Source organism: Tepidimonas taiwanensis, from assembly GCF_020162115.1.
GTDB classification, from domain to species: Bacteria; Pseudomonadota; Gammaproteobacteria; order Burkholderiales; family Burkholderiaceae_C; genus Tepidimonas; species Tepidimonas taiwanensis.
Map to the genome: position 1 here is coordinate 432647 of NZ_CP083911.1, position 15850 is coordinate 448496.

At 73.0% G+C, this 15850-nt stretch carries 9 protein-coding genes; 3 read left to right on the plus strand and 6 right to left on the minus strand.

Going from position 1 to position 15850, the window contains the following annotated elements; all coding sequences use genetic code 11:
* The first annotated feature begins 215 nt into the window (after positions 1–215).
* Entirely contained in the window at positions 216–485 is a 270-nt protein-coding gene (gene infA, locus LCC91_RS02015) for a translation initiation factor IF-1 (RefSeq protein ID WP_143897491.1), read from the plus strand.
* Positions 486–584: 99 nt separating this feature from the next.
* On the opposite strand, the gene LCC91_RS02020 is transcribed toward infA, so the two are convergent.
* Positions 585–2651, minus strand: coding sequence for a glutamine--tRNA ligase (locus LCC91_RS02020; protein ID WP_143897489.1), 2067 nt, complete (start codon positions 2649–2651; stop codon positions 585–587).
* A gap of 214 nt (positions 2652–2865) precedes the next feature.
* On the opposite strand from LCC91_RS02020, the gene LCC91_RS02025 reads away from it, so the two are divergent.
* Together LCC91_RS02025 and LCC91_RS02030 are read left to right on the plus strand one after the other, a co-directional pair.
* The gene (locus LCC91_RS02025; protein WP_143897487.1) at positions 2866–3255 is read left to right on the plus strand and encodes a hypothetical protein; all 390 of its coding nucleotides are present in this window, start codon (positions 2866–2868) and stop codon (positions 3253–3255) included.
* A gap of 199 nt (positions 3256–3454) precedes the next feature.
* Complete coding sequence (locus LCC91_RS02030) at positions 3455–4285, plus strand: undecaprenyl-diphosphate phosphatase (protein WP_043701357.1); 831 nt, start codon at positions 3455–3457, stop codon at positions 4283–4285.
* 95 nt (positions 4286–4380) lie between these two features.
* Here LCC91_RS02030 and LCC91_RS02035 read toward each other — a convergent pair whose 3' ends face one another.
* Genes LCC91_RS02035 through recC form a run of 5 tightly spaced genes read right to left on the minus strand, consistent with a single transcriptional unit; the run spans position 4381 to position 15841 of the window.
* Positions 4381–5244 carry an alpha/beta hydrolase gene (locus LCC91_RS02035; protein WP_043701359.1) on the minus strand — a complete coding sequence of 288 codons (864 nt, stop codon included), beginning with the start codon at positions 5242–5244 and terminating at the stop codon, positions 4381–4383.
* Positions 5245–5248: 4 nt separating this feature from the next.
* Positions 5249–6067: a proteasome-type protease gene (locus LCC91_RS02040; protein ID WP_043701361.1), complete on the minus strand. Its 819-nt coding sequence runs from the start codon at positions 6065–6067 to the stop codon at positions 5249–5251.
* Positions 6068–6111: 44 nt separating this feature from the next.
* Positions 6112–8094: an exodeoxyribonuclease V subunit alpha gene (gene recD / locus LCC91_RS02045; RefSeq protein WP_043701363.1), complete on the minus strand. Its 1983-nt coding sequence runs from the start codon at positions 8092–8094 to the stop codon at positions 6112–6114.
* On the minus strand, positions 8091–12044 hold the full coding sequence (recB, locus tag LCC91_RS02050) for an exodeoxyribonuclease V subunit beta (RefSeq protein WP_052231602.1): 3954 nt from the start codon (positions 12042–12044) through the stop codon (positions 8091–8093). The genes recD and recB overlap by 4 nt, the downstream gene beginning before the upstream one ends.
* Entirely contained in the window at positions 12041–15841 is a 3801-nt protein-coding gene (gene recC / locus LCC91_RS02055) for an exodeoxyribonuclease V subunit gamma (RefSeq protein WP_185974866.1), read from the minus strand. Before recC ends, recB begins: the two co-directional genes overlap by 4 nt.
* Positions 15842–15850: the final 9 nt, after the last annotated feature.

Here is a 15850-nt window from a genome sequence, read left to right on the forward strand (position 1 = left end):
AGTGCCATCACCCCGCGATGGCGCTTTCCCCCGCGTGGGTCGTTGTTTTCGGTTGGCGGTCGCCCCAGCACCGCGATGGCAGCGCTGCGTATTGGCAGCATCGGCCTGTCCACTGACTCAGCGCTCTCTCGGTAAGCCTCCATCACACGCCGACCGCCCGTCGGCAGTCAGGCTGTCGTTCGGCTCGCGGACGACCGCCCCCTCGAGGAAATCGCATGGCCAAAGAAGAATTGATCGAAATGCGCGGGACCGTGGACGAAATCCTGCCCGATTCGCGCTACCGCGTGACGCTGGAGAACGGTCACTCGCTCGTCGCCTACACCGGCGGCAAGATGCGCAAGCACCACATCCGCATCCTGGCCGGCGACCGCGTGTCGCTGGAGCTGTCGCCCTACGACTTGAGCAAGGGGCGGATCACGTTCCGCCACCTGGAGCCGCGCACGGGCGGCCCCACACCGGCCCGCCCGCCGCGCAAGACGCGCTGAGCGGGGCAGTACCCCACGAGCGGGCGCGGACGCGGCGCCCGGTAGGCTGCCCGGATACCGTTCGTCGCCGCCCACCGCCCGGCCGGGGCGGGGGCACGCTCATTTGGTCCAGCGATCCTTCAAGCCCACGATGCGGTTGAACACCGGGCGTTGCGTCGTGTGGTCGAGCCGGTCGGTGACGAAATAGCCGTGGCGCTCGAACTGGAAGCGCTCGTCGGCCGCCACGCCCGCCAATGACGGCTCGACGTAGCCGGTGACGGTGTGCAGGCTGTCGGGGTTGAGCGCGGCCTTGAAGTCCTTGCCGCCCGCGTCCGGGTGCGCGTCGGCAAACAGCCGGTCGTAGAGGCGGATTTCGGCCGGGACGGCCTCGTGCACCCCGACCCAGGTGATCGTGCCCTTGACCTTGACCGCGTCTGCGCCGGGGGTGCCGCTCTTGGTGTCCGGCACGACGGTGGCCAGCACCGCGGTGACGCGGCCGTCGGCGTCTTTCTCGCACCCGGTGCACTCGATCACGTAGCCGTATTTCAGGCGCACCTTGTTGCCGGGGAAGAGCCGGAAGTAGCCCTTGGGCGGCTGCTCCTGGAAGTCCTCGCGCTCGATCCACAGTTCCGGGCCGAGGCTGAACCGCCGCTGCCCGAGTTCGGGCCGCTGCGGATGCACCGGGGCGGAGCAGGGTTCGCGGTGATCGGCGCGGCCGAACACCTCGGCCCAGTTGGTGAGCCTGAGCTTGATGGGGTCGAGCACCGCCATCGCACGCGCGGCCTTGCCTTCCAGGTCGTCGCGCAGCGCGCCCTCCAGCACGCCGTAGTCGATCCAGCCGTTGGCCTTGCTGACGCCGGTGCGCTCGCAGAACAGCCGGATCGCCTCCGGCGTGTAGCCGCGGCGGCGCAGGCCGACGATGGTGGGCATGCGCGGGTCGTCCCAGCCGCGCACGATCCCTTCGTCCACCAGTTGCTTGAGCTTGCGCTTGCTGGTGACGACGTAGGTCAGGTTCAGGCGCGCGAACTCGTACTGGTGCGGCAGCTGGAAGATCTCGGCCTCGTACGCGTCGAGGCTGGCGGCCAGCAGCGGCGTGAACTGGTGCGCATTCGCCTTGAGCAGCGCGAAGAACGCCGGCAGGTCGTGCAGCACGGCATCGCGGTCGTGCTCCCAGCGCTGAAACAGCGCGCGCATCTGCCGCTCGGGCTCGGTGTTGGGGCCGAGCTTGTGCGCGTGGTTGTGGCAGTGCAGGGCGAACTCCTTGCCCGCTTCGACGCCCTGTTGCTCGAGGCGCTCGATCAGCTGCTTGGCGCGCTCGAACTGCGGCGCGCGCAGGATGGGCACGATGCGCTCGAGCAGCCAGTCGTAGAACGGCCGCTGGTCCTCGAACTCCAGCGTGCAGATGCTGTGGGTGATATTTTCCAGCGCGTCCTCGATCGGGTGCGCGAAGGTGTACATGGGGTAGATGCACCAAGCGTTGCCGGTGTTGTGGTGCGTGGCGTGCTTGATGCGGTAGATGGCCGGGTCACGCAGGTTGATGTTGGGCGAGGCCATGTCGATCTTGGCGCGCAGCACCATCGCGCCGTCCGGATGCCGGCCCGCTCGCATTTCACGAAAGCGCGCCAGGCTCTCTTCGACCGGCCGGTGGCGGAACGGGCTGTCGACGCCGGGCTCGGTGAGCGTGCCGCGGTTGGCGCGCATCTGCTCAGGCGTCTGCTCGTCGACGTACGCGTGGCCGGTCTCGATCAGGTATTCGGCCGCGCGGTACATGAAGTCGAAATAGTTGCTGGCGTAGTACAGGTGGCGGGTGCCGAAGGCGTCCCAGCTCCAGCCCAGCCAGCGCACCGCGTCCAGGATGGCGTCGACGTACTCCTGCTCCTCCTTCTCGGGGTTGGTGTCGTCGAAGCGCATGTGGCACACGCCCCCGTAGTCCCGCGCGAGGCCGAAGTTGATCCAGATGCTCTTGGCGTGCCCGACGTGCAGGTAACCATTGGGCTCGGGCGGGAAACGCAGGCGCACCTTGGCCGGGTCCGGGTTGCCGCGGGCGTGGTGCGTGCCGTCACCGGGCGTGCCGGCCCAGCGGCGACCGTGCAGGCGGCCCTGCAGCAGGTCGCGTTCGATGATCTGGCGCAGAAAATGGCTGGCGGTGTGGGTCCCGCCGGGGGGCGTCGGGGCGTGTTCGCTCATGGCGCCGATTGTAGGGCGCGCCCCTGTCCAACCCTGCCCGCGATGGCCGGTGGCGGCCCGCGGGCCGATCGCCCGATGCGCCGGGTTGCCTGCGGTGGCGACGGGGGAGCGCCTGGTTACGACTGCTTACAGCCGTCACAAGCCGGCAACCGCCCGCGCGTGCGGCGCGTGGTTCAATGCGGCGGTATTGGATTCCCGTCGAAGGAGGCTTTCCATGCTGCATTCATCGCCCCGCTCCCGGACACCCGCGATCCGCTCCGCTGCTGCGGCGTTGGCGTCGCTGGCGCTGGCCGGCGTGGCGCACGCGACGGACGTGTTCTGGTCCGTCGGCGTGCACCAGCCGGGCGTGAGCGTGCGCATCGGCAACACGGTGCCGGTGGTGGTGATGCCGGCCCCGCGCGTCGTGGTGGCGCCGGCGCCGGTGTACGTGGCGCCGCCGGCCGTGATCGTCGCGCCGCCGTACGGTGTCGCGTACGGCGTGTACGGCCCGCCAGGCCACCGCCACCACGCCCACAAGCACCGCTGGCACCATCACGGCGGCTGGCACGCGCACGGCTGGCGTGACGACGGCCACCGTGGCGACCGCTGGCGCGACGGGCGCTGAAAGGGGCACCGCGGCCGCGGGGCGGCTGGGGAGGAGGGAACACCGCCGCGGCCCCGCGGTCCGTGTGCGTGGTGACGTGATCCTTCAGTGCCTCCTGTACCCCGAAGACCTCGGCTGCGCCCCGCCGGCGCGGTGACGCGATGCCGCGCCGGCCCGGGCAGCGGCTACACTCGCACCTTTGCCGCCAGACGCGCCACGCATGGATGTCACACTGTTGCTGAAGGCTGCCCTGCTCGGGGTGGTCGAGGGGCTGACCGAGTTTCTGCCGGTTTCCTCCACCGGTCACCTGATCCTGGCCGCGACCCTGTTGGGGTTGCACGGCGAGACGATCAAGGTGTTCGAGGTCGTGATCCAGACCGGGGCGATCCTGGCGATCGTGGGTCTGTACTGGCAGCGGTTGATCGGCACGCTCAAGGGCCTGCCGCGCGAGCCGGCGGCGCAGCGCTTCACCGCGCACGTGCTGCTGGGCTTTGCGCCGGCGGCGGTGGCGGGCTTTTTGTTTATCGGGCCGATCAAGGCGCTGCTGTTCAACGCATGGGTCGTGGCCGCCGGCTTCATCGTCGGCGGCGTCCTGATGCTGTGGGTGGAGGCCTGGCGGGCGCGCCGGGGTGCGCCGCGCGTGGCCGACGTGGAGCACCTGACGTGGCGCGACGCGCTGGGCGTGGGCCTGATCCAGTGCGCGGCGCTGGTGCCGGGGGTGAGCCGCTCCGGTGCGACGATCATCGGCGGCATGGCGCTGGGGCTGTCGCGCCGCGCGGCCACCGAGTTCAGTTTTTTTCTGGCGATTCCGATGCTGTTCGGTGCCGCCGCGTACGACCTGTACAAGCACCGCGCGCTGCTCGCGGCCACCGACGTGCCGCTGTTCGCGGTGGGGTTGGTCACGTCGTTCGTTGCGGCGTGGGTGTGTGTCAAGTGGCTGCTGCGCTACGTCGCGACGCACACGTTCGTGCCGTTTGCGTGGTATCGCATTGCGTTCGGCGGGCTGGTGCTCCTGAGCGGGGCGTTGGGCTGGGTGCAGTGGACGCCGTGATGCCAGCCACCGCGCGACGGTGATCGTCCCGGCCGGTCGGGTGTGCGGGCGCCGAGCGCGTGCTACCCCGGCTCCGTGCTCAGTTCCCGGGCCGCTCAGGGGCGTGGCACGAAGTGCCGCAGCGCGCGGTCGATGGCGTTGGCGGTCTCCTCGGGGCGCTCCATCGGGAACAGGTGCGTGCCGTCGATAAACTGCAGCCGTGGGGACGGCTCACGCCCGCAGAGTTTGTGCGTCATCGTCAGGCCGACGCGGCGCATCTCCTCGGACTGCGTGCCGCCGACGAACGCGACCGGGCACTGCAGCGGGTGCCGGCGCAGGAAGCGGTCGAGGTGGTGTGGCAGCGTGTTGTAGATCGCGGTCTCGATGTCGCGGTCGAAGGTCAGCACGCGCTGCACCCCCTCGGGCGTGACGACGTCGTGCGTGCCGTGGGCGATGTAGTCGGCGAGCACACGCGGGTCCCAGCGGGCGAACGCCCGCTTGTGGCGGAAATGCTCCAGCGCTTCGGCGGCGCTGGCCCAGCGGTTGCGGCGCTTGCGGCTGATCTGGCCGGGCGAGACGGCGCCGATCAAGCGCGTGTGTTTCGCGGCGGCCAGCGCCCGTGCCTTCCAGCCCCCCAGCACGGGCGAGTCGAGCATCACCACACCGCGCACCGGCTGGCCGGCGAGCACCGGGTGGCGCGCCGCGCACATGAGGCTCAGGAACCCGCCGAGCGAATGGCCGACGAGAAAAAGCGGTGTGTCCTCGGGGCCGACGTGCGAGGAGACGAAATCGGCGAGCTGCTGCACCAGGTGCGGCCAATTGCTGGTGACCGGGTAGCGCGGGTCGTGGCCGAACTTGTCCACGCCGATGACCCGGTAGCCGGCCCCGCGCAACGCGTCGAGGAGGACACCGTAGGTGCCCAACGGAAAGCTGTTGCCGTGCGAAAAGACGATGCACGGTTGGGTGGAAGATGTGCGCATCGGTTCAGATCAGGCGGTCACGCGGGTGGGTGATCTTGCGCAGCGCCCGGTGTCGGGGGCTGGGTGCCGCGAGTTCACCGGCGATGCTCCACTCCGGCGCGGGGAGCTGGTCGAACGCTTCGCGCAGCTTGGCACTCCAGGCGCCGCGCAACGCGTGGAAATACGCGTTGTGCTCGTCGATGCACACCACCTGGTCGCTGCTGAAGCGGTCCACCTCGTAAACCGCGAGATCCAGCGGCAGCCCGACCGACAGGTTGGACTTCAGCGTCGAGTCCATCGAGATCAGCAGGCATTTGGTGGCCTCGGCCAGCGGCGTCTCCGGTGTAAGCAAGCGGTCGAGCACGGGCTTGCCGTACTTGCTCTCGCCGATCTGAAAAAACGGCGTCTCGGCGGTCGCCTCGATGAAGTTGCCGGGCGAATAGACCTGAAAGAGCCGCATGCCCTCGCCGCGGATCTGTCCGCCGAAGATGAGGCTGGCGTTGAATTCGATGCCGGAGCGGCGCAGCGCCTCGCCGTCGCGCTCGTAGACGTGGCGCACGGCCGAGCCGAGCACACGCGCGGCGTCGAACATGCTGCGCGCGTTCCAGATCGTGATCGGTTCGCCGCCCTCGGGGTCGTGCAGTTGCTCGGTCTGCAGCAGCTCGCGGATCGACTGCGAGATGCTCAGGTTGCCCGCCGACAGCAGCACCATGAAGCGGTCGCCCGGGTTCTCGTAGACGATCATCTTGCGGAAGGTGCTGATCTGGTCGATCCCGGCGTGGGTGCGCGAGTCCGACAGAAAGACCATGCCGGCCTGGAGTTTGACGGCGACGCAGTAAGTCATGGGCTGTGTAGCGGGCGAACGGTCGTTCGACGGGTGCGGGGCTGCTATGGTAACGCGGCGCGCAGCGCTTCGGCCAGGGCGCTGTCGCGCCGCGTCGGGCGCGCGACGGCTGCCGTCAGGCTGGCCGTTCCCCCGGGCAGCAGCAGCGTCAGCCGCTGCCGCGCGCGCGTGATGCCGGTATAGAGCAGCTCGCGTGTCAGCACCGGGGTGTCCGTCTCCGGCGGCAGCGCGAGCAGCACATGGTCGAACTCCGACCCTTGGGATTTGTGCACCGTCAGCGCAAACGCCGTCTCCACCGCCGGCAGCTCGCTCGGCAGCGCCCAGCGCACACCGCCGGGCTGGTCGGGCGCGCTGAAGGCCACGCGCCAGCGCGGTGCGCCGCCGTGCCCGTCCGGCAGCGGCAGCAGCAGCCCCAGGTCGCCGTTCATGACGCCGATCGCGGGGGCGTTGCGCGTCACCAGCAGCGGCCGGCCGGGGTAGAAGCCGTCGGGCCGCGTCAGCGCGGCGGGGCCCAAGCCCGCCTCGGCGCACAGCAGCCGGATCAGCCGCGTGTTGAGCCCCTCTACCCCCCACGGCCCCCGCCGCAGCGCGCACAGCACCTGCGCGCGGGTGTGCTGCGCCAGCGCCTCGGCCGCCCACGCGGCCACGGCGTCCGGATCGGCCCCGGCCGGGCCGCGCCGGATGTGCGCCAGCAGCGCCCGCCACGTGTCGAGCAGGGGCGCCCACGCCTGCGGGGCGAGCGGGCCCGCCGCGGGTGTCGTCACGAGGGTAACATCGGCGAGCGGCGTTTGCGCCAGCCGCTCGACGGCCGCTGTGTCGCCCGCGTTGACGGCCCGCGCCCACTGGCCGATGCCGCTGTCGGCGCCAAAACGGTGGCTGTGGCGCAGCATCACGACGCCCTGGTCCAGCGCGTCGCCATCGGGGTGGTGCGGGCCGCTCGCCGGGCGCTGGCCGGTGGCGGCGTGCAGCCAGTCGGCGACGTCCGCGCGGTAGCGCCCCTCGTGCGCGCGCTCGCACAGTTGCGCGAGCACCGCGCCGGCCTCGACGGAGGCGAGCTGGTCGCGGTCGCCGATCAGCACGAGCCGCGTGTGGGCGGGCAGCGCCTGCAGCGTCTCGTCGAGCAGTTCGAGATCGACCATCGACGCCTCGTCGATGACGAGTGCGTCCAGCCACAGCGGGTGCTGTGCATCGTGGCGGGCACCACTGCCATCCGCGTACCGGCCGATCCAACGGTGCAGCGTCTGGCCCTGCAGCGGTAGGTGCGCGCGCAGCGTCGAGCGCGCCGGCGCGGGCAGGGGCAGCGCGTCCCACGGCAGCCGGGCCACCGCGCCGGCGATCGACTGCGCGAGCCGCGCCGCCGCTTTGCCGGTGGGGGCGGCCAGCGCGATGCGCAGCGGGTCGCCGCCCTGTTGCAGCGCCAGCCCCTGCAGCAGCGTGAGCAGCCGCACGACGGTGGTGGTCTTGCCGGTGCCGGGGCCGCCGGTCAGCACGAAGACGCCCGAGCGGGCCGCCAGCGCACAGGCGAGGCGCTGCCAGTCGGGATCGGGCGTGGGGCCCGGCGCGCCGCCGTCCGCCGGGCCGAAAAGCGCGTCGATCCACGGGCGCAGGACCGCGGCGTCGGGCACGGGCGGCGCGTCGCGCAAGCGCGCGGCCAGCGCCGCGGCCACCCGCTGCTCACAGCGCCAGTGCCGCCACAGCGCGAGCCGGTTGCCGTCGCGCACGACGGGGGTGGGCTGGGTGCCGTCGCCGATCCAACCGGGCGCGTCGAGCGCGTGGGGATCCTGCGCCCAGCGCTGCGCCACCCAGCGCGCGCACGGGGCGTATCCCCCCACCGGCGGCTCGTCCACCCGCCACGCGGTGTGGCCGTCGCCGACGGCGCGGCTCAGGCACGCGGTGGCGAGCAGCGCGCCGAGCGGCGCGTGCGGGCAGCGCGCGCGGCCGAAGCGGGCGAAAGCCGCGTCCACCGGGCGCAGCTCACCGCATTGCACGCCCTTTTCCAGCCAAACCTCCAGCGCGTCGTTGGTCATACCCGTTGCTCCTCGGCCACGGCGGACACGGACGACCCGGCGAGCGCGGCGTCGAGCCGCTCGATCAGCGCCACCGGGGCCGGCAGCGCCAGCACGCCGCGCGTCGGGCTGGCGACGCCACGCCAGAAGCCCAGCAGCAGCGCGCCCAGGTGCGCGTGCGGCCGATAGCCCGGCAGCCGCTGGCGCAGCAGCCGGTGCAGCGCTACCAGGTAGAGCACGCCCTGCACGTCGTAGCGGTGCGCGAGCAGCGCGCGCTGCAGCGCATCCGCGTGGTAGTCCGCATCCCCCGGTCCCAGCGCGTTGGATTTGTGATCGAGCACGTGGTAACGCCCCCCGTGTTCGAACACGAGGTCGATGTAGCCCTTGAGCATGCCGTGCAGCATCGTGGGCCGCAGCGGTGGGCGCGGCACGCCCGGCGCGATCGCGTCGCATACCCAGGCGTCCAGCGTGCGGCTGTCCAGCGCCGCGCTACTGAGCCAGAACTCCCACTCGGGCTGGACCACCGTCAGGCGGGCGAGGGTGATTGCGGCCGACGGTGCTTCTCGGGCGACGGTGCCGTTCGCGGCCAGCGGCAGCGGGGCATCGCCAATCGCCTGCACCCACGTCGCGAGGTCGGTGGCGTCGGCCCCGAGGCGGGCCGAGGCCCAGCCCTGTTCGGTGAGCGCCCGTTGCGCCACGGCCTGCAACGCGTCTGCGCTGGTCGGCCAGCCCGTGCGCGCGCACGTCTCGAGCACCGCGTGTAGCGCGGTGCCCGTGGCCGGTCCCCGCGGGAAGTGGTGCCACGCGGCGGTCGCCGTGCTCACGGTCAGCGTCGCGACGACGTCCGCACCGGTCTCGCTGCTGTCGGTGGTCACGGCATCCTCGGTCCACTGGTCGTCGCGCGCGCTGTCCGGCAGTTCGGGGGCACCGGCGGGGGCTTCCGGGTCGGCCGGTGCCTCCTCCTTCGCCAGGAGCGCGGAGTAACTGGCAATCCACCACGAGGGGGTGTTGCGGGGCGGCATGCGCCGCGCGTGGCCGGTGCCCGCGAGGGGCGGCGTATCGGGGGAGGATGTATCGCGCGCCGCTTCGGTGCCCGCGTGCGCCGCTGGCGCGGCGACGGCGGAGCGCGCGGTGGCACCCGTTACTCCCGCGGGCGCGGTCGCCGCAGCGGTGTCTGGGGCCAGCCGTTCGATCGCGATGGCCGGCTGGCCCTGGGCCAGGGCCTGGACCGCGGCAGCCAGCGCATCGTCTAATCCTTCTTTGGGGACGTCGGCGATGCCCAGCAGGTGACCGAGCGCGCTGACCGCCAGGTGCGGCGTCGCGGCCACGCCCACCCACACCCCGTATTCGGCGCGGGTCAGCGCGACGTAGAGGCGCCGCACGTCCTCGGCCCAGCGCTCGGCTTCGGCGGCCGCCTGCGCGGCTTGCCAGCGCTCGCCCTCGTCGTCGAGTGTGACGTGCAGCGCGCCGTCGGCGTCGTGCCACGTCAGCAGCGTGCTGCGCGACTTTTCGACCGGCCTGGCGTGCATCGCGAACGGATACAGCACGAGCGGGTACTGCAGCCCCTTGGACTTGTGGACGGTGATGAGCCGCACGCGGTGGCGCTCGCTTTCCAGCCGCAGCACGGGGGTGCCGCTGTCGCCGCCGTCCGCAGGGGCGCCCCGCGCGGCCCGCGCGCGGGCGTGCCGCAGGTGTTGCAGCACGCGCGCCGGGTCGCGCGCCCCGCTGCCGTCCTGCGCGCCGGCTTGCTGCAGTAGTTCCGCGAGGTGCAGCAGGTTGGTCAGCGCCCGCTCGCCGCCGTTTTCCGCGTCACCGCCGCCGCGGCGCAGCCGTTGCGGAACGTCGAAGTCGTGCAGCAGCGCGCGCACCGCGGGCAGCACCCCGTGGCGGTGCCACAGCATGTGGTAGCGCCCGAAGCGCGCGAGCGCCTCCTCCCACCGGGTGTCGTCGTGCAGCCACGCCTCCAGCTCCTCGGCGGTGAGCCCGAGGCTGCGGGTGGCCAGCGCGGCGCGCACGGCGTCGCCCGCCGGCGGCTGGGCGCACGCCGCGAGCCACACCTGCAGGTCGGCTGCCTCCCCGCTGGCGTAGACCGACTGCCGCTCCGACAGGTACACGCTGCCCACGCCGCGCCGGCGCAGCGCGCGCCCGATCGCGTCGGCCTCGTGCCGGTCGTTGACGAGGATCGCGATGTCCTGCGGCTGCACGGGGCGCCAGTCTCCCTCCCCGGGGCCGGCGAAGCCGTAGGGCCCTTCAGCGCCGCCCCGCAGCCAGCCCACCACGCGGTCGGCGCACGCCGCGGCCATCGCGTCGCGCAGTGCCTCCTGTGTCCACGCCTTGCCGTCGGGGGTCGGCAGCAGTGCCAGCGTCAGCGCCGGCGCTTCCGCGCGCGCTGGGCCAGCGCACCAGCACGCCTCCCGCCCGCGCGCGGCGACGGCGATGAACGGCACCGGGTTGTCGCCGTCGCGGCCGAAGCGAAACGCGCCGACGGGGCTGGCCTGCTCCGCACGCGCGAACAGGTGGTTGACCGCCGCCACCAGTGCGTGGCTGGAGCGGTGGTTGGTGCCGAGCCGCCACAGCGTCGCCGCGCGGGCGCGGCGCGCGCGCAGGTAGCTGTGGATATCGGCGTGGCGGAAGGCGTAGATCGACTGCTTGGGGTCGCCGATCAGGATCAGCGCCGTGTCTGGGTGCGGCGTGTCGAGCCCGTAAATGCGCTCGAGAATGCGCAGCTGCACCGGGTCGGTGTCCTGAAACTCGTCCACCAGCGCGACCGGATGGCGCGCGCGCAGCCGCTCGGCCAGCGCCGCGCCCGTGGGCCCGTCCAGCGCACCGGCCACGCGCTGCAGCAGTCCGTCGAAGTCGATCCATTGCTGCTGCGCCATCGCGTCGGCCACGCGGCGCTGAACCCACACCGCGGCGTGCCGCAGCAGGCGGCCGCGCGGCGTCGGCAGTGCCGCCAGCGCGGAGGGCAGTTGTGCCAGCGTGTCCCACAGCGGGTGCTGTTCGACGGCGGCCGGCAGCGCGTCGCCGGCTTTTGCTTGCAGGTGGGACGCGTTCAGGCGCTCCCAGGCGGTCTTCGACAAGGGGGGCGGGTTATCATCCTCCGGGGCGGCGGCCCAGTTCGCCAGCGTGTCGAGCCAGCGCTGCACGTCGCGCGCCCGCCCGAAGTGGGCGAGCAACCCGTGCGTCTCGAGCAGCGGCCGTGCACTGGCCAGTTCCGGGGCGAGCCGGGCTTTCCACACCGCCAGCGCCGCGCGGCGCGCGGCCACGCCCTCCGCCAGGAGATCGGGGACGCTGCGCTGGACGAGCCCCGGATCCACCGCGTGCCAGTGGTCGGCGCCGCGCAGCGCGCGGTGGACGTCGTGCCCCAGCGCCTCGGGGTCCGTCCACCACTGGGCGACCGTCGCGGCCGCATCCGGGGGGAGGGTTCGATAATGCAACCGCCATAGGTCCGCGAGCGCCTCGTCGATGAGGTCGCTGCGATCCGGCTGCAGCGTCAACACGAACGGCTCGCCGCTGGCGAAGGCCTGCTCACGCAACACGCGCTGGCACCAGCCGTGCAGGGTGGAGATGGCCGCGTCGTCCATCGCATCCGCCGCGAGCCGCAAACGCTGCGCCAGCGCCGGCCAGTGTGCGCGCGGGTAATGCGCGCGCAGTTCGGCGATCGGCTGGCGGCGCTCGTCCCACGCGGGCACGTCCCGCTCGGGGTCGGCGAAGACCTCGGCACCTTCCGCCAGGCGCTGGCGGATGCGGGCCCGCAGTTCCTGCGTCGCAGCGTCGGTGAAGGTCACGACCAGGATGTCGCGCGGCAGCAGCGGCCGTGCCGGGGCGGTGGCGCCGGGGTGCGGGCCCAGCACCAGCCGCAGGTACAGCATCGCGATGGTCCAGGTCTTGCCGGTGCCGGCGCTGGCTTCGATGAGTTGCAGTCCCTGCAGCGGCAGGTTGGGGACGGTCAGTTCCGGGATCGTACTCATGCCGATGCCTCCGCGCCGGCGTGGAGGTCTTCGTTCGTGAGGGAGCGAGCGGCCAGCATCAGCGGGCGCAGCAGCGCTTCCGCCGCGGCGCGCAGCGGACTGTCGGCCGCTTGATCGGGCGGGCCGGCCAGCGCGGTGAAATCGGGATACGCCAGCCGCCAGTAGGCATCCCGTTCGACGATGCCTTGCCGGTGTTCGCCCTGGCCCTCGTAGGCGCGCCGGGCGTCCCACCACGCCTGGTCGGGCGCATCGTCGTCGAGCCGGCGCAAAAAGCCCGCCGCCAGTTCGGGCACGTAAGGACAGGGGCGCTGCATCCCCTGCCACCAGTGGTGCAGCAGCGCCTCCCATGCGGCGGTGGCTGCCTCCGCTTCGAGCGGGGGCAGCAGCAACGATCCGCGCGGGCTCAGCACCCACGTGGCGAGCGGCTCGCCGGCGCGGTGCTGCGCCAGGTGCCACACCCAGGCCTTGGCCAGTTTGGCGTAGCGGATGGCCGCAGCGCCTTGTTTCTTGGCCTTCGGGTCTTCGATCAGGGCGCTGCCCTGCCACAGGAGCTGCGCGCGCTCGCCGTCCGGCGCCCGCCGGGGCGGGGGCAGCACGGCTTCGATCGCCACCGGCATCGCGTCGCCGCGCGGTGGCGCGTGCAGCCACCGCGGTCGGGTCGAGCCCTCGGCGTAGCGCTGCTCGAAGGCGCGCACCGCCCGCCACAGCCGCGGCACCTCGTCGCGCCAGTCGCCGGCCATCGCCTCGCCGAAGGGGCCCGCGGGCCAGCGGCCCGCGAGGACGGCGCGCCGCCACACCGCCTCGGCCTGTGCCAGCGCCTCGTCCGCCGTGCCCCCGGCGCGCGTGGCCTGCACGACACGGGCGACCCACGCGTCGTCCATCTGCCAGCGGTCCAGCCCGTCCACGGTCAGGGGTTCGCGCTCGTCCTCCGGCTCCTCGTCGTCGCCGAGGTGCACGCGCAGCCGTTGCTGGAAAAACGCGCGCGCCGGATGGCGCAGGAAGCCGATCAGCGCATCGATGTCGATGGCCGTGGGGGGCTGCCACGCCGGTGGTGTCGATGCGTGGGAAGACGGGGCCGGCGATGCGGCGGAAGACGCCGCGGGCGATGCGGCCGGGGATCCGGTACGGGATGCGGAAGGGGCTGCGTTGGTCGATGCCGCTGGCGCGGCGAGCCACTCGTGCGCGTAGCTGAACCAGGGGCCTTCCGGCGGGGCGTCCCACTCTTCGGGCGGCAACGGCGGGTAGTACTGGGCGTCGAACGGCTGCAACCGATGGTGGGTGGTCAGCGCCCGCAGCAGCGCGTCGCCGTCCCCGTCGGCGAGCCGCCAGCCGGCGGCGAGGTGGTCGCGCAGCTGCTGCACCAGCACCGAGGGCTCGAGCGCGGCATCGTCCACCGGGCTGCGCCCCACCCACGAGACGCTCAGGTGCTCGCGCGCCGACAGCAGCGCTTCGAGGAACAGGTACTGGTCCTCGTGCCGGTGCAGGCGGTCGCCCGGGCGCGGGTGGAGCGCCATCAGGTCGAAGTCGTCGGTCGGTCGCTGGCGCGGGTAGGCGCCGTCCCCCATGCCGAGCAGGTAAATGCGCCGAAACGGCAGTGCGCGCATCGGCAGCAGCGTGGCGAACGTGACTTTCCCGGCAAGAAAGCGTTGTCCCGGGGCCTCAGGTTTAGCGCGCGCGAGCCAGGCGTCGGCCACCACCGCCAGGGGCAGCGGCTCGTCGCCCGCGGCCGCGGCGTCTTCGGCCCATTCGGCCAGCGCCGCGCGCAGCCGCTGCAGCGCGCGCGTCTCGGCCCGGTCCGCTGCGGGCGCGTCGGCGAGCAGGCAGTCGTCCAGCAGCCCCTGCAGCCGCTGTGTCCACTGCGCAGCGGGTGCCGGCGGCGCCAGTGCCTCGGCGTGGCGCTCCAGCGTTGCCACGAGTCGCTCGAGCCGCTCGATCAGCGCCGCCTCGAGCGGCGCCACCCCCGGGGCCGGCAAGACACCCTGCCACTCGTCGTCCAGCGCCCCCATCGCGTAGCCCGCCCACAGCCGCCGCAGGCCGTCGCGCCATGTCAACCGGTCCGCGTCGTCGGGCCGATGCGCGGTCGCAGGTTCCGACGCATCGTCCGCCCCCGGGTCCGGCGCGTCCCCCACGAGGCCGAGCCGGCGCCGGTGCCGCGCGTCCAGCCCCCAGCGCACCCCGGCGACGTGCAGCCACGCGCGCAGGCGCTCGATATCCGGCGGCGTCAGCGCGAAGCGGCGCGCGAACGCCGGCACGTCCAGCCACCCGAGGACCTCCGCCAGCGTCAGGCGGCTGTGCGGCAGGCGGCACAGATCGCGCACCAGCGTCCACACGCGCAGCCCGGCATCGTCGGCCGCGTCGCTGATCGTGTAGGGCACGTGCCGCGGGTCGTCGGCTGCGATGCGTCCGAATACCGCGTGCACCAGCGGCGCATACGTCGCCACGTCCGGCACCATGACGAGCACGTCACGCGGTGCCAGCGTCGGGTCGCGGTGCAGCGCCGCCAGGAGCTGGTCGTGCAGCACCTCCACCTCGCGCAGCGCGGTGTGACAGACGTGAAAGCGCAGCGATGCGTCGGCGGCGGGGTCGACGACCCGCTGTCGCGTCCGGATCTCCGCCAGCGGCCGGTTGTGCAGGATGTCGTCCTGCAGCTGGGCCAGCAAGGGGGCGGTGCCATCCTGGCCCAGCGGCGACTCGAACAGGTCCACGCCACGCCCGAGCGCCTGCAGCGCGGCGTCGAGGCGGTCGCGCACCGGGCGTTCCTCGTGGGCGAGCAGCAGGGCGATGAAATCCCGCCCCTGCCGGCCCCACGCCGCGAGGAGCGGGTGGCCGCTGGCCAGGCTCTCGTCCGGGAGCGGCGCGGGCACCGCTGGCGCCCCCGACCGCAGGGCGGCCCGCTCACGCCAGCGCGCCGACGCGCGCGCCAGCCACTGTGCGTCCGGCACGATGTCGGCCCAGTATTCGCGGCAAGGGTTGAGCACGCACACGAGCACCTCGCACCAGCGCGCCACCAGTGCCAGCGCCTCGAGCGTCGCGGGCGGCAGCCCGGTCAGGCCAAAGACCACCAGCCGCGCAGGCAGGCCCGGTGGCCGGGCCGCTGCCGGGCGGCGCATGGCTGCGACGAATGCGGCGTGCAGCGCCGGCCGGCTCGCCACCTCCGTCGGGACCCCACTCGCGGCCAGATCCGCCTGCACCGCGCGCCACAGCGCCGCCTGCCAGCGCTGCGCCGCGGGCAGCGGCTGCGGTGGGCCGTCCGCGGGGCGCAGCACGTCGCGCCCCGCCGCCCAGTCGTCCAGCCAGTCGGGCCGGTACACCTGGTACTGGTCGTAGAGGTCGGCCAGCCGTTGCGCGAGCTGGGCGCGACGCGTGCCATCGCCATCGAGCGCCAGGTACGCCTGCAGCGGCCCGAAGGGTTCTCCGTGGAGCGTGGGCAACAGCCGCCACAGCCGCCACGCGAGCGGCCCCTCGTCCAGCACGGGGCGGTCGGGCACCGCCGCGGCACCCAACACGCTGCGGTAGGTCTGCCACAGCCACTGCGCGGGCAGCAGCAGCGCGAGTCCCGCGGCGATCCCGTCCGGCCCTTGGGCGAGCGTCTGCCGCACCCACTGCGCCACGCCTTGCGACGGGACGATCCACGTCTGCATCTCGAGCGGCGCCGTCGGCCGCAGCCGTTGCCACGCGGCGGCCACCTCCAGCAGCCGCTCGGCGCGGTTGCCGTGCACGACGACGAGACCGCTCGGGTCGGATGTCCGCTCGGTGCTTGCTCCAAAGGACGGTGGCGACGGGGCCTGAGTGTGCATGGGGCTATC